The 23450-nt window shown below is 40.3% G+C and carries 17 protein-coding genes and 1 riboswitch; of the genes, 10 read left to right on the plus strand and 7 right to left on the minus strand.

Features of this window, described 5'->3' with window-relative positions; translation table 11 throughout:
* The first annotated feature begins 215 nt into the window (after nucleotides 1-215).
* A riboswitch (cobalamin riboswitch) is annotated at nucleotides 216-381 on the plus strand.
* A 36-nt stretch (nucleotides 382-417) separates the two neighbouring features.
* Complete coding sequence (locus tag A9479_RS06335) at nucleotides 418-2268, plus strand: TonB-dependent receptor (protein ID WP_064662964.1); 1851 nt, start codon at nucleotides 418-420, stop codon at nucleotides 2266-2268.
* A 60-nt stretch (nucleotides 2269-2328) separates the two neighbouring features.
* On the opposite strand, the gene msrA is transcribed toward A9479_RS06335, so the two are convergent.
* From msrA to A9479_RS06350, 3 genes are all read right to left on the minus strand, one after another.
* Nucleotides 2329-2865 carry a peptide-methionine (S)-S-oxide reductase MsrA gene (msrA, locus tag A9479_RS06340; protein ID WP_028835499.1) on the minus strand — a complete coding sequence of 179 codons (537 nt, stop codon included), beginning with the start codon at nucleotides 2863-2865 and terminating at the stop codon, nucleotides 2329-2331.
* A 76-nt stretch (nucleotides 2866-2941) separates the two neighbouring features.
* Nucleotides 2942-6040: an efflux RND transporter permease subunit gene (locus A9479_RS06345; RefSeq protein ID WP_064662965.1), complete on the minus strand. Its 3099-nt coding sequence runs from the start codon at nucleotides 6038-6040 to the stop codon at nucleotides 2942-2944.
* 3 nt (nucleotides 6041-6043) lie between these two features.
* Nucleotides 6044-7096 carry an efflux RND transporter periplasmic adaptor subunit gene (locus A9479_RS06350; protein WP_008465994.1) on the minus strand — a complete coding sequence of 351 codons (1053 nt, stop codon included), beginning with the start codon at nucleotides 7094-7096 and terminating at the stop codon, nucleotides 6044-6046.
* Between the two features lie 247 nt (nucleotides 7097-7343).
* On the opposite strand from A9479_RS06350, the gene A9479_RS06355 reads away from it, so the two are divergent.
* From A9479_RS06355 to A9479_RS06380, 6 genes are all read left to right on the plus strand, one after another.
* Nucleotides 7344-8048, plus strand: a complete 705-nt coding sequence (locus A9479_RS06355) for a DUF2982 domain-containing protein (protein WP_064662966.1) — start codon at nucleotides 7344-7346, stop codon at nucleotides 8046-8048.
* A gap of 35 nt (nucleotides 8049-8083) precedes the next feature.
* Nucleotides 8084-8416 (plus strand): hypothetical protein, encoded by a 333-nt coding sequence (locus A9479_RS06360; protein WP_013464320.1) that lies wholly within the window; start codon nucleotides 8084-8086, stop codon nucleotides 8414-8416.
* 66 nt (nucleotides 8417-8482) lie between these two features.
* Entirely contained in the window at nucleotides 8483-10129 is a 1647-nt protein-coding gene (locus tag A9479_RS06365) for a DUF1566 domain-containing protein (RefSeq protein WP_064662967.1), read from the plus strand.
* A 10-nt stretch (nucleotides 10130-10139) separates the two neighbouring features.
* Complete coding sequence (locus A9479_RS06370) at nucleotides 10140-10655, plus strand: DUF1566 domain-containing protein (protein WP_013464322.1); 516 nt, start codon at nucleotides 10140-10142, stop codon at nucleotides 10653-10655.
* A gap of 153 nt (nucleotides 10656-10808) precedes the next feature.
* Nucleotides 10809-11726, plus strand: coding sequence for an ExeA family protein (locus A9479_RS06375; protein ID WP_064662968.1), 918 nt, complete (start codon nucleotides 10809-10811; stop codon nucleotides 11724-11726).
* 11 nt (nucleotides 11727-11737) lie between these two features.
* Nucleotides 11738-12745 (plus strand): general secretion pathway protein GspB, encoded by a 1008-nt coding sequence (locus tag A9479_RS06380; RefSeq protein WP_064662969.1) that lies wholly within the window; start codon nucleotides 11738-11740, stop codon nucleotides 12743-12745.
* A 7-nt stretch (nucleotides 12746-12752) separates the two neighbouring features.
* Here the strand turns inward: A9479_RS06380 and A9479_RS06385 are convergent, their stop codons facing one another.
* Together A9479_RS06385 and putA are read right to left on the minus strand one after the other, a co-directional pair.
* Nucleotides 12753-13949, minus strand: coding sequence for an HD-GYP domain-containing protein (locus A9479_RS06385; RefSeq protein WP_064662970.1), 1197 nt, complete (start codon nucleotides 13947-13949; stop codon nucleotides 12753-12755).
* A gap of 110 nt (nucleotides 13950-14059) precedes the next feature.
* Complete coding sequence (gene putA, locus A9479_RS06390) at nucleotides 14060-17863, minus strand: bifunctional proline dehydrogenase/L-glutamate gamma-semialdehyde dehydrogenase PutA (protein WP_013464326.1); 3804 nt, start codon at nucleotides 17861-17863, stop codon at nucleotides 14060-14062.
* A 169-nt stretch (nucleotides 17864-18032) separates the two neighbouring features.
* On the opposite strand from putA, the gene A9479_RS06395 reads away from it, so the two are divergent.
* A complete protein-coding gene (locus A9479_RS06395; RefSeq protein WP_016899359.1) occupies nucleotides 18033-18515 on the plus strand; it encodes a winged helix-turn-helix transcriptional regulator in 483 nt (160 codons plus the stop codon).
* A gap of 92 nt (nucleotides 18516-18607) precedes the next feature.
* On the opposite strand, the gene A9479_RS06400 is transcribed toward A9479_RS06395, so the two are convergent.
* Nucleotides 18608-19213 carry a TIGR04211 family SH3 domain-containing protein gene (locus A9479_RS06400; RefSeq protein ID WP_013464329.1) on the minus strand — a complete coding sequence of 202 codons (606 nt, stop codon included), beginning with the start codon at nucleotides 19211-19213 and terminating at the stop codon, nucleotides 18608-18610.
* Nucleotides 19214-19425: 212 nt separating this feature from the next.
* Between A9479_RS06400 and A9479_RS06405 the strand changes: the two genes are divergently transcribed.
* Together A9479_RS06405 and A9479_RS06410 are read left to right on the plus strand one after the other, a co-directional pair.
* Nucleotides 19426-20946, plus strand: a complete 1521-nt coding sequence (locus tag A9479_RS06405) for a CYTH and CHAD domain-containing protein (protein ID WP_033104048.1) — start codon at nucleotides 19426-19428, stop codon at nucleotides 20944-20946.
* The gene (locus A9479_RS06410; RefSeq protein ID WP_064662971.1) at nucleotides 20946-21638 is read left to right on the plus strand and encodes an START domain-containing protein; all 693 of its coding nucleotides are present in this window, start codon (nucleotides 20946-20948) and stop codon (nucleotides 21636-21638) included. The genes A9479_RS06405 and A9479_RS06410 overlap by 1 nt, the downstream gene beginning before the upstream one ends.
* Before the next feature lie 53 nt (nucleotides 21639-21691).
* Here A9479_RS06410 and A9479_RS06415 read toward each other — a convergent pair whose 3' ends face one another.
* Nucleotides 21692-23209, minus strand: coding sequence for a S10 family peptidase (locus tag A9479_RS06415; protein ID WP_064662972.1), 1518 nt, complete (start codon nucleotides 23207-23209; stop codon nucleotides 21692-21694).
* Nucleotides 23210-23450: the final 241 nt, after the last annotated feature.

A 23450-nucleotide genomic window follows, 5' to 3' on the forward strand; every position in this document is an offset into this window, starting at 1 on the left:
AACACGTTATATTGTTTGGCTTTTTATTTTTGGATCTATGATAATTATCGAACTCCGAACTCCGAACTCCGAACTCCGAACTCCGAACTCCGAACTCCGAACTCCGAACTCCGAACCCCGTATCCTGAATCTTGAACCTTTGGATTTGTAGATGTTTAGACGTCCGTTGACTTTTTTTAGTAAACAGATAACAATAGCAGTCTATTTTCAAGGTGCTTACTAAACACTTCAATGGTTTGATTTTTTTAGTAGGATAATCGGGAAGTTGGTGCGTTTTCATTGATGAAGTCAATCCCAACACTGCCCCCGCAACGGTAAAGTTATGCTGTATTAAATTATGGTAACTGAGTCCGGAGACCGGCCTTGATTTAATCTTACTTACTAACATCTTTGCGGTGGGCAAAGATAGGGGACATGATGCTAAATAAAACCGCACTGGGTATGGCCATTTCGGCTGCACTCTCTTTTTCTGTATCTGCTGCAGAACAATCAATCGAAACAATAACAGTAACCGCTAATAAGTTTGAACAACCTATAAATGATGTATTAGCAAGTGTGGCAGTTATCGAGCGCGCTGATATTGAAAAAGCGAATTATCGAGACTTACCTGCAATATTAAATACTATTGCTGGGATAGATATTGTTCGTAATGGTGGGTTAGGTCAAAAAGCAGATATATTTGTTCGCGGGGCCAGTGCTAAATATACCTTAGTATTGGTTGATGGCGTAAGAGTGAGCGATGCAAGTTCAGGTAGTGTATCGCTGACGAATATTCCAGTTAACAGTATCGAGCGTGTTGAAATTATAAAAGGTGCCAGAGCGGCTATTTATGGCTCAGACGCGGTAGCCGGAGTAATTAATATTATCACCCGTAAAGCCTCAAATAACTCGCTTTCGGCTACTTTAGGCAGCCATAGCTACAGTAATTATCAGCTTGCTGGTGGGCTTGTAAAAGAGGCGCTTAGCTTTAATTATAATTTAGGCTACGAAGAGACGGATGGTTTTGATGTTACTGGCAAAGATCCAGCGGCTGAGTACACAAAAGATCATGATGATGATGGCTACAAAAATAAAAACATTGGCTTTAATTTAGCTTATGAGCTTGCTGAACTAGGCCAATTGAGCCTGCAATCTCAGTATAGTGAAGGCGAAGCACAATATGATAATGCACGGGGTAACGATGCCTACGACTTTGAAAATTACACCGCTAAGCTAGGCTGGAACAAAGCCTCTGATGTATATAGCCAAAGTACTTCGGTGAGCGTTTCGCAAGAAGAAAATACCCAAACAGGTACCGATGTGCAGCAAGTGTATAGCACAGAGCGTGTTGAGTTTGAATATCGAGGGCTTTATACCCTTACTCAAGAACTTGATATATCGGGTGGCTTTAATTATTTATCTGAGGATTTATCAAACTCGTCAGCAACGTCATCAGAAGAAAAACGCGATAATAAGGCGTTGTTTATAGGCGCGTTTTATAGCCATAACAAATGGTTAGCAAATGCGGTTGTTAGAACCGATGATTATGACTTCCATGGCCGTGCAAACACTTACAGTACAGGACTTGGTTACAAAGCAAATAACTATGTAACACTACGTTTAAATCACGGTACTGCATTTAGAGCTCCTTCGTTAATTAATGCGTTTGTGACTAACAGCCCGTACTATTTACCAAACAATAATATTAAACCTGAAGAAGCCTTAAATAATGAGCTTGGTATAACTTTAGAAACCCAATGGGGCCGTTATGATATTGCTATTTTCGATAACCGTATCAATAATTTGATTAGTAATAATTATGATGCAGACTCAGGTAAATATATTGCCACTAACATAGATAAAGTATCTATGCAGGGATTTGAGCTGTCGGCAGAGTTTTCAGCGCTAGGCTTTGAACACTCGGTTAATTTTAGCTTTTTAGACGCTACAGATGAAAAAACGAATACCGATTTACCACGTAGACCTTCTGAATCGTTTAATTATCAACTCGCTAAAACATGGGGTGATTTTGATGCCAGCTTGGATATGCAATATCGCTCATCGCGTCCTTCGATTGCGTATTATGACTCGGAGCTCGCTGCTTATACGGTATTTAATATAGCAGCCAATTACCAGTTGCTAGATAATTTGTCGTTAGCTGCTCGAATAGAGAATATTACTGATAAAGAATATTTTACTGCTGCGACGGGCTTTGCTGCCAGTGGTAAGCTATTAGGTTATAACAGCGCAGGAAGAACTTTCTTTGTAGGGGCAAATTATCAGTTTTAATCGCTAATATAGTGTTTATTAATATACAAAAGCCCGATTTAAATCGGGCTTTTTAATATATTACCCGTTTAAAAACTCGCTAAATTCGGTTTCAAACTTATGTAATTTGGGTGCAATTAAAATACTGCAATAGCCCTGCTCAGGATTTTCATTGTAATAGTCCTGATGGTAGTGCTCTGCGGGGTAAAAAGTGGTTGCTGGGCTCACCTCAGTCACTATAGGTTCGCTAACATGACTTTGCAGCTCTGCAATAACTGCCTGTGTTTGTACTTGTTGTTGCTCATTATGATAATACACAACGCTGCGGTATTGAGTGCCTATATCGTTACCTTGGCGATTTAGTTGTGTGGCATCGTGTAGGGTAAAAAACATCGCGAGTAAGGTTTCAAAGCTGATAACACTGGCATCAAATTCAACCTTAATTACCTCTGCATGGCCACTGTTGCCAGTGCAAATAGTTTTGTAGGTTGGGTTATCAGTATGTCCACCAGTATAACCAGAGCAAACACTGAGTACACCTTTTACACGCCTAAATGCTGCATCAATACACCAAAAACAGCCGCCGCCGAGTGTTGCTACTTGTGTGGTCGAACTCATAAGTACTTCCTCAATTGTTAGGGATATGTGCACTGAATAAAGCGCCGTAACAGCTAGTTACGACGCTCTGAGTGACTTAGATCTCTTTAAGCGGTTTTTCAGCGGCTTGCTTATCAAGTTTTTGTTGTAAAAACTCAGGTGATTGTGTATTTCGCGCTAGTGCGTAATAAGCGGCTGGCACCACAAACAGAGTTAGTATGGTTGCCACCGTTACGCCAGTAAATACCACCACACCAATTACCATTCTACTTTCCGAGCCTGGACCGGAAGCCAACACCAAAGGTACGGCACTCATAACCGTTGTTAGGGAAGTCATAATAATAGGGCGCAAACGCTGTGTAGCCGCTTGTAAAATAGCCTCACTAAATTCTACGCCTTTATCACGTAACTGGTTGGTAAATTCAACAATCAGTATACCGTTTTTAGCACTTAACCCAATGAGCATTACAATGCCTATTTGGCTGTATATATTAAGCGTTAACCCCATACTCCACAGCCCAAACATGGCACCCATTAAACCAAGTGGCACAGTTAACATAATAACAAATGGATGCATAAAACTTTCAAACTGAGCTGCCAGTACTAAAAAGGTCACGGTTAATGCCAGCACAAACACATAGGTCATGGCTGAGGCACCTTCATAAAACAATTGCGACTCACCTTTATAGTCAATGGCACCATCAATGTCGTTTTCCTCTGTGGCAACCTTGTTTAAAAAGTTTAGTGCTTGTTCTAGCGTGTAACCCTCAGCGAGGTTGGCACTTAAAGTAATTGCACGCATTCGGTTATAACGGTTTAAACGCGAGGCGGTGGCTTCTTCTTTTAAGCTAATAAGGCTATCAAGAGGAACAAGTTCTCCGCTACGTGATTTTAGGTAAATATTTGAAATATCAGTCGGGTTGGCAAAGTCTTGTTTTGTGCCCTTTAAAATTACATCGTATTCTTCACCGCGGTCAATAAAGGTGGTTACACGGCGTTGGCCAAGCATGGTTTCAAGTGTACGACCCACATCAGAGACTGATACGCCTAAATCAGCGGCTTTATTTTTATCAATACTGACTAAAAACTGAGGGAAGGTTTCTTTATAATCATGATCAATACGCACTAATCCAGGGTTTTTCTCAGCGCGTTTAATAATTCTATCTCGCCAATCGGCAAGTTGAGCATAATCATTACCTTGCAAAACAAATTCAATAGGGCGAGATGAACCACCTCCGCCAATACCACGGCGCATAATAGCAAATGCACGAACGTCGGTGACCTCTTGCATTTTGCCGCTTATTTCATCCATGACTTCCCATGTTGAGCGTTTGCGCTTATCCCAATCAGCCATACCAACAATAGCCACGCCGCCACTGCCACCCCAACCTGGGACTCGAACAAGCACTCGACTTAGTTCGCCAGATTCAGAATAAGGCATCAAGCGCTCTTCAATTTTTGCCATATTAGCTGCGTTATTTTCATAACTTGCCCCTTCAGGGCCATTCATAAGCACAAAGAAGGTGCCACGATCTTCTTTTGGCGTGAGCTCTGAGGGTATTTGTAAAAATAATGAATAACTAACAAACCCAGCCAAAACTAAGCTCAGCATTAAGCCCCATTTACGGGTCATGTTTGACGCTAAAGCGTTACGGTATCCATTTTCTAATTTAGTAAAAAAACGGTCCATAACTTGGCTAAACTTACTTTCTTTTTCAGAGGCCTTTAACACTTTTGAACACAGCGCCGGAGAGAGTGTCAACGCAGTGATACTAGAGAAAAACACGGCAGCACTTACTGCCATAGCAAACTCTGTAAATAGTGCGCCAATTCGTCCTTCCATAAACACTAATGGTACAAACACGGATATAAGCACTAAGGTGGTGGCTATAATTGCAAAGCCCACCTCACGTGCGCCGCGATAAGCTGCCAATAAAGGCGGTTCACCAAGTTCAATACGGCGGTGAATATTCTCTAGCATTACAATGGCATCATCGACCACTAAGCCTATTGCTAACACCAGTGCTAGTAGAGTTAATAAGTTAATTGAATAACCCATTACTAATAAAAACATGAAACTACTGACTAGGGCGACCGGTACGGTGACCGCGGGAATAAGAGTGGCGCGAATGTTACCTAAAAATATAAAGATAATAAGCACGACTAACCCCATAGAAATTGCTAAAGTTTTATAAACCTCATTAATTGACTCTTTAATAAATACCGAAGAATCATAACTGTCTTCTATGGTGGTGCCTTCAGGTAAATTACGTTTTATTTTTTCCAGTTCACTGCGGGCGTTATCAACCACAGTTAGGGTATTGGCTTTGGCTTGTTTAACAATACCCATACCAATCATATTACGGCCATTACCTCGGAATAAACTTTCATCATCGGCGGCTTCTAGTTTTACGTCAGCCACTTCGCCTAGACGCACTAAATAACCATCTTCACCTCGTTTAATAACTAGGTTTTGAAAATCACGTTGGTTTTTATAGCTGCGGGCAGTGCGAACGGTAAAATCACGATCAACTGATTCAATTTCACCGGCCGGAAGTTCTACATTTTCACTACGCAGTGTTTGCTCAATATCACTGGAGGTAATACCACGGGCGGCCATCGCTTGGCGGTTAAGCCATACTTTCATGGCATACTTTCGCTCCCCCCCAATGCGCACATTCGATACGCCATCAACAACGGCTAATCGATCTACAATAAAACGCTGTGCATAATCAGAAAGTTGCAATGAATCCATGGTTTCGCTGTTAAGTACAAACCACGCGATAGGGCTTTCGTCACTATTTGATTTTGATACTTCAGGAGGACGCACTTGTTCGGGTAGGCTATCAAGTGCACGCGCTACACGTTCACGCACATCGTTGGAGGCATCGTCTATGTCACGGCTAATATTAAACTCAATGGTAATGTTTGAGCGGCCATTACGACTCGATGAGTTAATACTTTTAATACCTTCAATGCCCGAAATACGATTTTCAATAACTTGCGTTATTTTTGTTTCAATAATTTCGGCAGATGCACCGGTATATTCAGTACTAATATTTACAATCGGTGTTTCAATATCTGGATACTCTCGCAAAGGCAACATGCTAAAAGCAACTAAGCCAAATGTGAGTAACAGTAAGTTAATAACAATCGCAAAAACGGGGCGTTTGACGCTAGTATCGGTAATTTTCACGTGTTACCCCTTAACGCTTACTTTACTACCTGAGCGAATTTTAATTATTCCCTCGGTAACAATTTGCTCGCCATTACTTAACCCTTTGTCTATCGCAACCCAGCCATTATTTCTACTTGCAACATGTACTTCTTTACGGTTTGCTATGCCATCTTCAATTTGAAAAACGTAATGCTTATCTTGCAGAGGAATAATGGCCTTTTCAGGCACCATCAGCGCTTGGTTACTGCTTAGCTCTAGTGCAGTTTTAAGCAACATACCTGGGCGAAGTAAACCTGATTTATTAGCAAAACTGGCTGTTACTTCTACACTGCGAGTGATTGAGTCGATACGTGAGCTTATATGGGTTACTTTACCGCTGAAGGTTTGATCAGGGTAAGCATCGTTTTGAGTGCGAACAATCATTCCGTTTTTCAATTGAGCTAAATACTTTTCAGGCACTTTAAAATCAACTTTTATAATACTAATGTCATCGAGGGTTGTGATCACAGTACTATTATTAATATACGCACCCACCGATATTTCGCGTTTCCCCAGTAACCCAGAAAAAGGCGCGGTGATGGCCATTTCATTGAGTTTGGTTTTAGCACTTTCAAGTTGTGCTTCGCTGGCATCAACGCGAGCGAGTTGTTCTTCAAGCAATGACTTGGCCGTCGCTTGCGAGCGAGAAAGCTCGGTCAGTCTGGCTAATTGACGTTTTTCTTCTTGTAAATTAATGCTAAGTTCTTTTACTGCAAATTGTTCTTGTTGGTTTTGCAGTTGTACTAATTTTTGTCCTTTGCTGACCAAGTCGCCATCTTCAAAGTAAATGCTAGTGACATAATCGTTTTGGGCGCTTTTAATGTAGATAGCCTGATTAGCACGAGCACTGCCAATGGCTTCAATCATAATTGCGTTTTCTTGCGATCTTACCGTGTGGGCAGAGACTTGCGTTGTCATTGCCGAGTAATTGGCTTGCTCGCCCTGTGATGCGGGAAAATACAAATAAACGCTAAAAATTATTAGTAACGAAATAATAAATGGAAATAAGGCTTTACCTGATTGTTTAGAGTGCATTGTTTTCATACCTGAAAATAGATTATAAGTATTGTACGAAATCAGGACAAAAAAAGGCGGTTATGTATCTCATTAATTTGTGCGTTAAGCGTAAAAATAACTGATACTTAGTCATTGCGCATATTTAACAGTAATAATGGGAGTTAATTGATGAGCTTTAAAACATCATGCAAACGCTGTTTAACGCTGAGAAAGTTAGCATTGTGGGCTATTATTATGTTTATATTTTATATGGCGTTTTTTCAGTATGGCTAATATAAATAAACAAATACTAAAATACCGAGCGCAAGGCGCTAAAAATGGAATTGAAATATTAGTGGTCGGCAGCATTGGCTTGATTATTATCATGCTGTTTAATTTATTACGCCCAGGCGAAATAAGTATTATCGAAATTTTTTTAGTAAGTTTATGTATTGCTGCAATTTTAATTGGCTTTTTTAAAACACAAGAACCTTTTTATAGTATTATTTTAACTGAGCAGCAATTAATATATCAGCATAAGTATGGACAATGGCATATACACCCAGAGAATTTGCACCATTGTGGTATACCTAAGGTTGATAATGGCATTGATTACCTTGAGCTTAATGCGATTGGTATTAAGTTAAATGATATAGATTCATTCTTGTCTGCTTTAGCTCCAAGAATTGCGGGTAAATTGTTGATAGAGCAGCGACATTTCTTTATGCAAGTTGTTCAAAAAAATTGCAAAAATGGGCATTGCCCATCAGAATGGTTAGTTGAAGATAATAAATATAGGTCAAAAAAAGGAATTGACTATAATGGGCTCATAGCGATGTTTGCTAATAGGGCTAAACATCTTCAGTTTTTAACAGGGTATGACTTACTGTTACCAGCGAGTGTAATAGAAAGTGATATTTGGGAATTTAGCGCAAATTTAAATAAATGGAAGCGCGATCCCTCTCAGTTTATAAAGTCGCAGTGTGAATAATAATATAAGCACTCACTGCGGGATTAGGAATAACTATGAGCCAAGACAGATCTTTTATTAAAAGTGGTCGAAACACCATAATACATAAAGACAGAAAACTAGATTTAGTGATTGTTAATGGTGAGACTCACCCTAAAATTAAAGTAACAGGTAATGGTCTTGAGCCATTTAAAGAAGAACTGCCAAAAAACCGCCGAGATGCAAAAGAGCGTTACCTCGACGTTGTTTATATTACTAGTGCTGATGTATTTAGCGAAGAAAAACAATTGTTGTTTATTCAATCCTTAGATGGCCGCGAATATAAAGTAGATTACAGTAAAGTTGGCACTAAATTATTTGTTCGTATTCATCAAGATAGCTATTTATAATTTATAATGGCATTTTTTTTGCTTAATAGTTTTATTAGATAATTTTAAGACAAAAAGGTGCTGAGTATGAGAGCAATTTCGTTAATACCACTTATGTCATGCTTGCTTTTGGCTGCATGCGGAGGGGGAGGCGGTGCTGATAACAGTGATATAAAAACATCAGTATTTGCAGGTAACGATCTTCAAGTTGTAGAAAAATCAGAGTTTACTATTTCTGCAAAAGGCTCTCCTGCAGATGGTACATTTACTTGGCAGCGTGTAAGTGGCCCTATTATAGATGTGTTTCCGCTTGAAGGTGCTGAACAAACCATTACTGCACCAGATGTAAAGTCTGACAGTGAACTGGTATTAAGAGTTAGCTATCAAACCTCAGATGGCAGTTTAGTGAATGACGACTTGAGTGTTTTCATTGCCTCTAATAATCAGCTTCCTCTTGCTGTTGTTACTCAAGTTGCTCCTGCAAACTTGCCCTCAGTTTATAAGGATACTGTAACCCTTAGTGGTTTAACTTCCACAGACCCCGATGAAAATGGCGAAATTAGCAGTTATTTGTGGCAGTTGTTGTCAGGGCCGGATTTAACAATTGATAGCTATACCAATCCAACGCTTAGTTTTTCTCATCCATTATTAGAAAATAACACCAACTTAAAATGGCAGCTCACCGTAACGGATGATGAAGGCGGAGTATCTGCATCACAATTTGATATGACCCTTAATAAAACAGCTCAGGTAATTATTTCCAATGCAGGCGCTGATCAAACAGTAGAAGAGTTTGATAAGGTTATTTTAGATGCCACTGCAAGCGAAGCGGCAACTCAATCTTATCAGTGTATGTGGCAACAACTTACCGGTAATGCAGAAACCCTGATTGAACCGAAGTCATGTACTGCCAGCTTTTTTGCCTCTGATATTGATTTAAATGCAACGCTTAGCTTTGAAGTACAAGTTATGGACTTAAAAGGGCGCACCGACACAGATACCGTATTTATTGATGTAACACCCAAAGCGCTTGGGTTAATAAATGATACAGGGGTAGGAGAGTGTTATAACAATACTCAGCGAATTAATTGTAATAATGATGAATTTCCAGCTCAAGATGCTGATCTTGGGCGCGATAGTTTTGCCAATCGTTTAGGTAAAGTGGGTAAAGGGAATCTGGCTTTTGATTACACCAAACTTAATGAGTTTGCCGATGAGCTTCTCGATGATGCGCAAAACTTTAGCTGTATTCGTGATAATACTACCGGCCTTGTTTGGGAAGTGAAAAGCCCTTATTCCGGTGTGTTACCAAATACCACTTTACGTGATGGGCAAAACCGTTACATTTGGCAAGGGACTGTCAATAGCGGCGATGTAAATGGTAGCGCTAATACCACGTGCCCGAGCAATACTGATTGCGGATTACAAACCTATATTGATGAAGTTAATGCGCTTGATTTTTGTGGTGGTAGTAACTGGCGTTTACCCACTTATACTGAACTTTTAGGTTTAATTGATTACGGTAAACAAGGGCAAAACGTATTGATAGATACTGCATTTTTTCCTAATACACCATCGACTAACACCGAAGGGCATTTACGCTATTGGACCTCACAGACCGCGGTTGATGGTGCCAGTTTATCTCAGGCTTACATTATCGATATGATGGATGGCAACGACTTAGCCTATCCAAAAGATAATGCCGCTTATGTGCGCTTAGTTAGAAATCGTTAAGGTGATTATTATGAAATTAATTAAAGTCTCTATGTTATTAGCCTTAGGATTAAGTCAGTCACTTGCAGCGCAGCAGTGTTATCAGGAAGTCGCGACTAGCGATGATACCGACCGATTTGTGATTAATATTGATGGCACTGTGTCAGATACTAAAACAGGGCTAATGTGGCAGCGCTGTAACTATGGTCAAGTTTATAATAGCGAAACAACTAGCTGCGATGGCGATACTCAACCATTAAACTGGCAGGCCTCACTTAAAGGCGCACTTAATGACACCACGGCAAATTATAACGACTGGCAAGTGCCGAGTATTAAAGAGTTAGCCAGTATAGTAGATCACCGTTGTACCGATCCAAGTATTAATGCGGGTATTTTTTTAGCAACGCAGTCGCAAAATTATTGGTCTAATACCTCGGGTATTAGCAATATAAATTCGGCATGGGTTTATCAATTTTCCAGTGGTTTAAATAGCTTACATGCTAAAACAAGTAACGTATATTTACGCCTAGTACGCTATGAAAAGTAGTTAATTAATATATTAGCGAATCTAAAAATGCTCTTTTATTTACGGTTAGCCTTTTTATTTACACTATTTTAATAATAAAGCCTGGTTGTAGTTGTCACCCAGGCTATTTTTTTGCCATTATAGGCCGTGAATTAACGACCAAGGACTATAAAGGTGTATTTAAGCTATTTTGGTTTACAAGAAAAGCCATTCTCAATTTCGCCTAATCCCCACTACTTATTTTTAAGTGAACGCCATAAAGAAGCATTAGCACACCTTACCTATGGACTAGGTGAAGACGGTGGCTTTGTGCTGTTAACTGGTGAAGTGGGGACGGGTAAAACCACCATAACACGTAGTATGTTAGAGCGACTGCCTGAAAATACCCAAGTAGCCATGATCCATAATCCTGCTTTATCAGAACTTGAACTGTTAGCCAGTATTTGCGATGAATTACAAATAACTTACGACGCCAAAAATGCCACGCTGAAAAGTCTAACGGATGTGATTAAAAAGCACCTTGAGTTTAATAATAAAGCGGGGGGGCATACTATTTTAATTATTGATGAAGCACAGTTGCTTGCCCCCGATGTGCTTGAACAACTTCGCTTATTAACCAATATCGAAACGGATCATAAAAAGTTATTACAAATAGTATTAGTTGGGCAGCCTGAGTTACAGCTACTTTTAAAACGTAATGAGTTAAGACAGCTGGCACAGCGTATTACAGCCAGGTATCACTTGTTAGCGCTAACACCAGGGCAAACCATTGCTTATATTCAACATCGGCTACATATTGCAGGTTGTGACAAGAAAATATTTTCAATGGAAGCAATGCAAATGGTGCATCAGCTAACTGGCGGCGTGCCACGATTAATGAACCTGGTGTGTGAACGCGCATTAGTAGGGGCATTTTCTAAACAACAAGAAATTGTTGGCAGTGATATTGTTAAGCAAGCGGCGAGTGAATCTTTACCTATCGACTTTATTGCCACAAATAATAAGGTGAGTAAAACAGGTTCGATTTGGCCTTATAGTGCTGCTGCGTTAATGCTTTTTGGTGCAGGAATTGGCCTGTCATTTATTCTTTAGTTAGGTGATTCATGTCTTATTTATTAGATGCGTTAAAGCAGTCAAAGCACGATACCATGAGCGCAGAGCAATATGACTTGCAAGCGCAACAATTAAAACAACAACATCAGTTGATGGCCTATCGTCGAATTAGTTTTTTACTCGCCGGAAGTTTATTGGCGACGGGTATATTGACCAGTGGCTTTTTTGTCGGTAAGTGGCTGCAACAAGAAAATGTAGCCGTAAAAAATGAGGTTGTTCAAAATGACCTTAGTCAAAAAGACTCAGCAGTAGTAGAAAAACCAACAAGCCCAAAGGAAGTACAAAAAACGGTTGCTCAAGCAGTAACAACCCCTAAAGCGCCCCTTGTTACAACTGCGCCTAACAATTCTGTGCCACTGGCAGGGCAATTGGTTTATGTACAAACCCCAACGGGTGTACAGCAAATGTTGCTTACGCCACAAGGGCAATATTTACCTATGAGCGTTAATCAAGCGTCTCAAGGGCAAACGCACAATTTCTCGGCGCAGAATAACGTTTCATCTAGTTTTCAATCACCGAGCAGCCAACCGCAAAGTGTACCAACTCAGCCAACGAAAAGAACACTCAGTGCCGATGAGTTAAGTAAATACAAAGTGTTAGGTAAACCACTTAATCAAAATGTGCCTGCTCAGCCAGAATCAACCGCTGAACTAGATACGGTTCCCGACACGCTTAAAAATGCGTTTGCGCAAGCCGTTAATGACACAGAAACAACAGCCGACTACGAAGTAACTCAAGGCTCTCGTCATTCATCACGGGTACAACCCGTTGAGCTACTGCCGGATGGCCTACAAAGTATGTTGCCAAGCATTAAATATCAGGCACATATTTATTCGTCGACAGCAGATAAGCGCTGGATAAAACTCAATGGCAGAGAGCTATATGAAGGGGAGTCTATTGGTGCATTGAGGGTGCTAGAAATAGCACCGGATCAGAGCGTACTTGATTTTGATGGCTATGAATTTAGCTTAAAAGCCCTGCAAGATTGGCCACAATAGTGGCCAATTAACTAAAGATAGAGTGCTTATAAAAGCCCTCTAAATCTATATTATATTCTTTGGGTTTCACTGCTGATTCAAGCGTGTCTTGTGTTCTTTTGCTTGATAAGTCAATATCTTGAACTTCAGTGTAACGCCCATGTTTGGCATTAAAAAACGTTTTTACGACTGGTTTTAATGGTGTTGCAGGGTTACTTTGGGTCACCAGCCCCACTTTTTGGCTGGAAAGTTTTACCAGCGTGCCCACAGGGTGAATACCAATACATTGAATAAATTTATTAAGTAGCACGCCATCAAAGCTATCTGGGCAACCTTGTTTTAATATTTTAAACGCCTTAATTGGCTCCATACCCGCTTTATAAACGCGTTCAGCGGTTAATGCATCATATACATCAACAATAGAGGCCATACGAACGTATTGGCTTATTTCATCGCCTTTCTTACCAAAGGGGTAGCCTTTACCATCTAAGCGCTCATGATGCATACCTGCGATATCAACAGCAATCCCCGTTAATCCTGCGTCTTCTAGTATTTCTTTGCTAAAGCGCGCATGGTTTTGCATCACTTTAAATTCTTCGTCAGTGTAGCGACCTGGTTTGTTGAGAATCGCGTCAGGTATTTTTATTTTTCCCATATCATGCAATAGGGCACCTGTTGCAAGTTCTTCAATGATTGGTTTTTCAATATTGAGATGTTTTGCAAAAATACTCATTAAAATAGACACATTTATCGAGTGCTCTAATAAATAGGCATCTTTTTGGCGCATTTGCGTAATGCACGCCAGCGCATCTTGATTTCTAAATACGGAGTCAATAAACCCGCTAGCCAGCTCCCTAAAAGGAGCAACATTAACAGTGCGGCCAGATTCTATATCGCCAAATGCTTTGGTTTGTAAGTTTTTTGCTTCATCATAAAGCTTTTTAGCTTTACTCATTTCTTGCTCAGCGCTGTGGGTTATTAACCATGGATCGCGCTTTTTGATTTCGTGCTTAGTCGCAGGCGTTGGTTGTGTTTCAGATTCTTCAGAGGTGAGCATTTTATCAGGATCGATTTCTACCTCTAAAATGCCAGATTTTATTAATTTATCAATTCCACTTTGAGTTTTAACCCAGCCTTGGTTTTTTATTCTAATATTGCCAGTTTGCTTAACAACCTTTTGTACAAACATACCAGGCTTTAGCTGTGTAGTCGGAATGGTTTTCAAAGTGAACTCTAATTAACAAATATGATTAGAGAAAGTAACAAATAAATTCACATTTAGAAATAAAAAAAGGCATCAAATTGATGCCTTTTTAATTAAATGATGACTATTTTCTATTCATCATCTTCAACAAGCGTCATCAACGAGGTGTTACCGCCTGATGCCGTTGTATCGATACTGATTGTTTTTTCAGTAATTAAGCGCTTAATTAGCGTGTCGTAATACTCTGAGCTGATCACTGGCAGTATTGCGCCTTTACGTTGTGCAAGCTGTTGGCTGAAGTAGCCTAAGCGAGAAGAACGTGCAGCAACTACCGCACCCGCTAGGTGAGGGTGTGCCAATATAGCTTGTAACTGGTTTGGTTTAGCTACTTGGAAAACACCTTCAGCAACGCCGGTTGCAATAAACTTATCTCTAAAGGCAACCGCTTCGTCGTAAAATATTTCAGATGCAACAGTAATTACCGTATTACCAGCCGCTAGTGCGGTAATAATAGACAGTGCCCAAAAGTTAAATGAGGTGCTTTTATCTGCGTAACAAACCACACAACCCCGAGCTTCAAGGTGAAGTGTATTCGACTCACCTGTTGGCCCTGGCAATGTTGTATATTTACGCATGTGCTTTTCTAAGCGGTTTAACTGAGCACGTGCATCGGCAAGTGTTAACGCTAAATCGTCCGCGAGGTCGTCAATAATTTCAACCGTCGCTACTTTCGCTAATAACTGACGTACCGCAGAAACACGATCATTCAGTGGCGTTGCACGCCAGATTTTTTCATCGCGCATAGAGTTAACCATCAGCTTTTCTACTTGCTCATTTGCGCCACTGTAGTGGTGTAAATCAAGCTCATCTGGCGTTAGGTTAGTCATTTGTACGTTATCTGGTGATGCTTTTTCTTTTATTAGGCGTTGTAGGTAGTTTGGTCCACCGGCTTTAGGGCCAGTACCAGAGAGACCACGGCCACCAAACGGTTGCACGCCGACAATGGCACCAATCATATTACGGTTGATGTATACGTTACCTGCACGCGACATTTTCGCTAAATGTTCACAACGTTCTTCAATGCGAGAATGAATACCCATTGTTAAGCCGTAACCCGTGTTGTTGATTTGGTCGACAACACTATCAAGCTCACTCGATTTAAAGCGGATAACATGCACACACGGGCCAAATACTTCACGTTTCAATACCGATAAGTCTTTAATTTCGTATAAACGTGGTGCAAAGAAAAATGCGCCATTTTCGCTGTTATCAGGAATTTTACACTCATAGTGAAGTGTTGCATTACCCTTGAGGTATTCAACATGGTCGTTGAGTGTTTTAAGCGCTTTTTCATCTATTACTGGGCCTACGTCTGTAGAGAGTAATGATGGGTCGCCAATATGCAACTCAGCAAGTGCGCCTTTAAGCATATCGATAATGCCATCAGCTACGTCTTCTTGAATAAAGAGTACGCGTAATGCTGAACAACGTTGACCTGCACTTTGGAAACCAGAACTGATAACATCATCAACAACTTGCTCAGGAAGCGCTGTTGAGTCAACAATCATACAGTTTTGGCCGCCAGTCTCTGCAATTAAAGGCACCTGAATATCGTTACGTGCTGCTAATGTTTGCGAGATAAGCGTGCCCGTTTCAGTTGAACCTGTAAACATAACAGCTTGAATACGCTCATCAGGAACAATGGTTTTACCTACTTCGCTACCGCGAGCAATGACAGGTTGTACAACGTGCTCAGGTAAACCAACTGATAGCATTAATTCAATGGCACGAAGTGCGATTAAGCTGGTTTGCTCTGCTGGTTTTGCAATAACCGTGTTACCGGTAACAATGGCCGCTGCAACTTGACCCAAGAAAATAGCGAGCGGGAAGTTCCATGGGCTAATACATAAAATAACACCACGGGCTTCAAAGCGCTCATCTTGCGCAAGCTCTTCTGCACGGGCTGCGTAGTAACGACAAAAATCAACGGCTTCACGTACTTCATCAATACCATCTTGTGCTACTTTACCTGCTTCTTTAATACAGATAGCAACAAGCTCATCGTGATGGCGCTCTAAAATATCAGCAACGCGACGTAATAAATTGGCGCGCTCTTTTACCGGTGTTTGTGACCATGATTCAAATGCGGTTTCAGCGTTGGCTAGCAACACTTTCATTTCATCGCTATTTTGTAATTTTATATGGCCAATAATTTCTTTATGGTTTGCAGGGTTTTTAACTGCCAGCGCGCCCTCTGGTACTTGACTTTCATCAATTAAGTGCTCTTCAAACCAAGTGTCTAAATTTTCTTTAAACGGGGTGATCACGTTAATATCAGTTAAGTCCATACCTTTTGAATTGGCACGTTCTTCACCGTATAAATCAATTGGCATTTTTATCTGTGTGTTGTATTTATTACGTAAACCTTGCAGTGTTTCAACAGGATCTGGCAATAATGCTTCAACCGGTTGTGTGGTATCTACAATGGCATTTACAAATGACGAGTTAGCGCCGTTTTCTAGTAAACGACGCACAAGGTAAGCAAGCAGGTCTTCGTGTTGGCCGACCGGTGCGTATACGCGGCACTGAATTTTTTCTTCATCAACGATTTGGTCAAATAAAGATTCACCCATACCGTGAAGACGTTGGAATTCAAAACCTTGGTTATCACCTTTGGCCACTTCTAAAATAGTCGCTGCGGTGTAGGCGTTGTGTGTTGCAAATTGCGGGTAAAGTACATCACGTGCTTCAAGCATTTTAATCGCACACGCTTTATATGATACATCCGTGGTTGCTTTACGGGTAAACACCGGGAAATAATCTAAACCATCTTGTTGTGTGGTTTTGATTTCTGTATCCCAGTATGCGCCTTTTACTAAACGCACCATCATTTTGCGACCCACACGGGTTGCTAGGTCGGTTAGCCATTCAATAACAAAAATAGCGCGTTTTTGATAAGCCTGAACCGCTAAACCAAAACCTTGCCAATCGCCTAAATCGTCATCGCTAAATACTGCCTCAATAACATCAAGAGAAATATCTAAACGGTCAGCTTCTTCAGCATCAACAGTAAAGCCGATATCGTATTTTTTAGCGGCAAGGGCTAGTTCTTTTAGTTTTGGAACGATTTCTTCCATTACACGCTCTCTATGAGTGAACTCATATCGAGGGTGAATAGCCGATAACTTTACAGAAATACCTGGGCTTTTTATTGGACCACGGCCATTTGCGGCTTTACCGATAGCATGAATCGCATTCATGTAGCTATCAAAGTAACGCTTGGCGTCTTTCATTGTGCGAGCACCTTCGCCTAGCATATCGTAAGAATATACATAGCCTTTTTGCTCTTTTTCAGCAGCACGCTCAATCGCTTCGTTAATGGTACGACCCATTACGAACTGTTTGCCCATTATCTTCATAGCAAAGTTAACAGACTTACGTATAACTGGCTCGCCTAAACGACCAATGGTTTTTTTGAGTATGCCAAACTGTTGCTCTTTAGTCTTATCGTTATAGTTAACCATTTTACCGGTTACTAATAATCCCCAAGACGAGGCATTAACGAATAAAGAGTCACTACTACCTAAGTGAGAGCTCCAATCGCCGTTTGCTAATTTATCACGTATTAATGTTTCTTGAGTTGCTTTATCAGGAACACGAAGCAGCGCTTCGGCTAAACACATTAATACCACACCCTCTTCACTCGATAGTGAAAATTCATTTAATAGCGCATCAACACCGCTTTGACCGTCTTGGTCTTTACGAATGTTTAAAACTATTTGGCGAGCTCTTTCCCATGCACGGCTTCGTGCTTTAACACCGACTTCTGCAAGTGGTAAAATGTGATCAATAACCGCATTTTCATCTATACGGTAGAAGTCACGGATCTTTTGTCTGATCGGACAAGTCGTTGTTAAATCGCCATTGAATAACATAAGCAACCCTCAGGAGTGTTAAGACTTAGGGTAATTGTTAATTACCGCTAAATGTTGTTGGTGTAAAGCGTGCATTCTAATTAAAATCCAGCAGAATATGCTGGTTAATTTTGCCGTTTTACGATAATTTACAGGGCATATTATTAACTTATCCATATAAAATACTGATATGACTAATCCGAATAGATTACGCCTGCTTGATCGTATCGATATATCAATTTTAGACGTTTTGCAGCGCAATGGTAGAATTTCAAATGTTAACCTCGCAAAACAAGTGAATTTAAGTCCTAGTCCTTGTTTAGATAGAGTTAAACGTCTGGAGCAAGAAGGCTATATTGAGGGTTACTTCGCTAAGCTAAGCGAAGAAAAACTTAACCAAAGCTTAGTGGCACACGTGCAGGTATCGTTAGTTACCTCAAATACAGCGGTATTTAAAGTATTTCGTGAGCATATTCTTAAAATTAAGCAGGTTGTTGAATGTGATATGGTGGCGGGTGGTTACGACTATTTATTAAAAATTCGCGTCTCTAATATGGATGAATACAGAGAAGTATTAGGTGATTTGGTTGATATTCCAGGGGTGGGTACACACCACACTTACATGGTAATAGAAAAAATCAAACAGGATCCTGGACTGCGTTTAGATATGTAATTTTTGAGTACATTATTGCAGGTATAAAAAATTGCAGGCATAAAAAAAGCATCTTTTTGATGCTTTTTTTATGCCTGCAATATAGGTGGCGCTTACGCCCAACCTTCATAGCGTTTTCTGCGCGATAACACAATAGTTAAAATAATTCCTAAGAACAAACCTAAAAATGCAATAGCACCACCATAAGTGAGTAGCTGACGCTTTTCTTTAGCACTGGTTGCTTGCTTTAATTGTTGTTCTTGAGCAAGCGAGTCTTGTAATTGACTTATTTGTGCTAACAGCTGAGCATTTTGTTCGGTTAGCTGTGAGTTTTGTTCTTGTAGTTCAGGTAATTCTACTTGCGCTTGGCGTAATTTATTTTGCATAGCGCTAATTTCGCTGTTAAGCGCTTGATACTGCTGCTTTAAACCAGCTGATTCGCTGATGAATTTAGCCTCTACCCAGCCTTCACGGTCTTTATCATCTTTAACTTTTATAAAACCGTTTTGTTCATCAGATAATAAAGTCAGTTGCGTGCCTGCATCAATAGAACCGAGTAAGCGATAGTCTTTACTGGCGCCTGAACGCATAAAAGTATACAAGTTATCGATTATATAAGCTGTTTTAGCATTAGTAGGCGGCGTTGATTGAGCTTCCTCTGCTTGGCTCATAAACGGGGCGGCTGTTAAAAGCAGCCATAGTAAACAGTGTTTTAGCATTTATCTACCTTGTTAATCTAGCAGTGTCCGTTGTGAACGTGATTTTTATTTCGCATAAGTATATAGATAGTATGGATTTAATAGTTTAATAGCAAGATAGATATTGTAACCAAAGTATTTTGCTTGCGTGTTTATGATTAAAAAATTTGCAATATAGGTCTGCTTTGTTTATTTTGAGCACTTATTAATTTTAAGGGTAATCCGCAAGCCTAATGGATACTGAGATAGAACTGAAGTTTTTGGTATCAGATGACGTCATTCCACTGATCCCCTCGTTAATTACTCAATTTGCAAAAACAGTCACAAACAAGCCTTCTAAAAGTTTGCAAAATGCTTATTTTGATACGCCAAGCAGAGAGCTGAGAGCACTCGATATTGGTTTTAGAACGCGTTGTACAGACGAGCGCTGTGAGCAAACAATTAAGCTTGCAGGAGATGTGGTGGGGGGATTACATCAACGTCCAGAATATAACCTTCCCATAGAAACACATCGACCTAATTTAATGGCGTTTGATTCATCAATTTGGCCACACGGCATGCAAATTGATGTTATATCACAAAACCTCTACCCTATCTTTAGTACTAATTTTATCCGCCGTACGTGGTTAATTGAAACGCAAAATGGTGCCAAAATTGAAGTGGTATTAGATAAAGGTGAAGTGGCCGCCTCGGGTAAAGTGGAGATTATTAGCGAGCTTGAAATAGAGCTCGTCGAAGGTAGCCGGGATGAGCTATTTGCTTTAGCAGATAAATTAATAAGCCAAAACAGTGTGCGCTTGGGGCTTTATTCAAAAGCAGCAAGAGGCTACCGCCTAGCGGATAACACACCGTTACAACCGAGTAAATCTATCGGTTTTGTTAAACTTACTAAGCAAGCCACTCAAGAGCAAGCACTTATTGAAGCCATGGGCTTTGGTATTCGCTTTGTGCAAAAACATGAGCAATGCTATTTTGATAAGCCAAGTTTAAAAACATTAAAACGTGTGACCGACGGTATTAGTTTAATTCGTCATAACTTTTGGTTATTTGATGATATTGTCAGTAAAGACAGCACCGAGCACCTCAGAACGGAGCTAAAGTGGTTATTGAGTGAATTAGCATGGGTTGAAAATGCCATTCAGTTAAAAACTTACACTTCTAAGCGCCATGCTTTTTATAAAAAAATAAACAGTGCGCCCGCCTTAGCTCAAGTTATTAACGATTTAAAAGAGTTACAACCGAGTATTGATGATATTTTTGCGCTTTTTCATAGTGCGCGTTACAACCGTTTATTGCTGAGCTTAACAACGTGGCTGATAAATAAGCAGTGGCGTAAAGACTGGAGCCAAGCAGAGCTACAAAACGCTGAGCAGCCCGTTATTGATATTGCTCATCGTTTATTTGATAAAGATTGGAAAAATTTACACCGCTTATTGCCTAAAGAGCAAAGTTTAGCGGGCAATGATTATTTAAATTTTCGTACTCAGTTAGAAAATAGCTTACTCAGTGGTAACTGTTTAGGTGCACTGTTTAATAAAGATGAACGATTAGAATTTAGGCTTCCTTGGCTCGATATTTCTCATGGCATGTATGAGCTAAGCACGCTTGATTATTTAAAACAGCTGTGTGGCGGGCAAGAAGATGCTCAACTAGCAAAAATACAACTATGGTTGGAACAAAAGTCTGACTTTTTAGTCAGTGCCATGGAGCAAAGTCGACACGCTTCATTTGATACAGAACCGTATTGGCTTTGATGGCTAAGCACTTTTGCACGCTTAACTTGTTGCAAAAGTGCATTATTCTATCGCTTTTGTGTTTTGTTACAAATGTGTATTCACAGCCCTCTTGGCAGCTTTACGAGAGTAAACAGGGGGTGAGTGTTTATTTTCAGCGTTTGAGCGATGATACCTTGAAAATGAAAGCTGAAACGGTGGTTAAGAATACCACAGCAGAAGATTTAATCGCCTTACTCAGTGATACCGATGCTGCTCCCCGCTGGATAGAAAATATTGCTAAAGTAAAATTACTGAAATATTTAAGCCCCTCAGAAAACCTTGTTTACAGCTTTATTGACTCCCCTTGGCCCGTTGCAAATAGAGATTTAGTCACGTATTCGTGCTATACAAAACGCAGCGCGTTGCAAACTCAACTTAGTATTCATGCCCGTCCTGATTTTTTACCTCAAACTAAAGGGGTAGTAAGAATAAGCACATTAGATGCGACGTGGTTACTGACTCAGCAAGCGAATAACTTGCATATTGACTATCAGGTTTATGCGTTACCAGGCGGAAGTATACCCAATTGGCTAAATAACCGAGTCGCTCTAAAAAGCACCTTTAACACGCTAATAAATTTAGCTGAAATACTTGCTACTAAGCAGTACACAGCAAAGCCAACCGTCATCCGTACTGGGGATTGCACACATGGCGAATTGCCGCGGTTATAAGCAAAAAAGTGACCTAAGTGGTCACTTTTTTAATTGTTATAAGCGCATAATCATTAGTATTTAGCGGATTGACCGTCTTTAGGTATAGACTGTTTTATAAACTCGCGTAAATCGTTGTTAGAGCTTTCTAAATCTGCATGACGTAGGTACATCATGTGGCCACTGCGGTAGCCTTTAAAGCTTAATCTATTTTGCATTTTACCACTTGGATCTAGTTGCCACATTGTGTATTTGGCATCAAAGTAGTTTGTTGCACCATCAAAATAGCCAGCTTGAACCATCACATTTAAATACGGATTTTGAGCCATAGCTAAACGCAAGTTTTCACCAGTATTGTTTCCGCTTCTATCCCATGGGTGAACGTTACCAAATAAGTTATATTTGATGTCGGTTTTGTAATTAAGCTCTTCACGCAGGTAGTAGTTAATTGCAGGGGTAAAAGAGTGCAGCCACGATGTAAGCTCTGCCCAGTAATCTGGTGATTCACCGGCATCGCGTTTATCAATTCCTAAATAACGAGAATCCAGACGACCAACCATTTGTCCGCGTTCACGTAATAGCTCTTTCCAAAAAAATTGTGTCGGGATGTCTAAGTTATTTTGGCTAACAAATGTTTCAGATAGACCTGCATATTTGGCCATTTTTTTAATAATACGACGTTTTTCATCTGGGGCAATAAATCCGCCTTTTGCAAGCGCGGGAATGAGCTCATTAACGGTAAACTGTTCCACTTCAGGTAATAGCTCGTCTAAGTCTTTAGCTTGTAAATCAGCGTTTAATGCCTTGTGGTACCACGCTGTAGCTGCAAAGTAAGGTAAGCGGTTAGCGGCTTTTACAGGACCGTCGCGCTTAATACCAATATCGGTAGGTGAAACGAGTACAACACCGTTAATGTACATCCATTGACTATTTTGTAGCTCATGCGCTAAGCCTGATACACGAGTGGTACCATAGCTTTCACCAATTAAAAATTTAGGAGAGCGCCAGCGTTCATTGCGAGATACAAAAGTATTAAGCCACTCTGCTAGATATTTTATATCGGCATTCACACCAAAAAATAACTCTTTTTGTTTATCCTTTGGTAGAAGGTTACCATCTTTATCTTCAACGACACGCGAATAACCCGTGTTTACAGGGTTTACGTAAACGATGTCGGCTACGTCTAAAACCGAATAAGGGTTATCTTTAACACCGTAAGGTTGAATAGGGTAGCCTTCGTCGTCAATTTTTAAAACGCGTGGGCCGGTGTATGCTAAATGCATCCAAACTGACGCTGAGCCTGGGCCACCATTAAATGAAATAAGTAATGGGCGCTTTGTTCTATCATCGACCTTATCGCGCGTGTAGTAAGTGTATTGAAGGGTTGCGATGGCGTCTCCCTTGTCATCCCATACCGGTTGTGTGCCAGTTGCTACTGTGTAAGAAAATCGTTCATTATTTATTTTTGCTTTGTGCTGGGTAACCACTTTACTGTCAATATCAATGCGACGTTGATTATCGGCAAACGAGGCGCTACTTAGGGTGAGCGCAATAGCGGCAATGGGTAAAAATAGACTTCGACTAAATTTCATAAGTGACCCTTTTTATTTTATGTACTGCAGTTATAGCGATATTTGAGTAAAAAACAAAAGTAATGAGACTAGCTGCCGATAATAATCGTTGAGTTAGCGAGTAACCACCTCTGTTAAGAATAAACTTTGTTTAATAGTTAGACTTTTTTAAACGCCTTCTTTGTATTTCATTGATATCGCACCAATCCTGCATTTTGCATAAAAAAAGCGCACCTAAATGGTGCGCCTTTTTGTTTTATAT

This window comes from Pseudoalteromonas sp. MQS005, from assembly GCF_001661605.1.
Classification (GTDB): Bacteria; Pseudomonadota; Gammaproteobacteria; order Enterobacterales; family Alteromonadaceae; genus Pseudoalteromonas; species Pseudoalteromonas tetraodonis.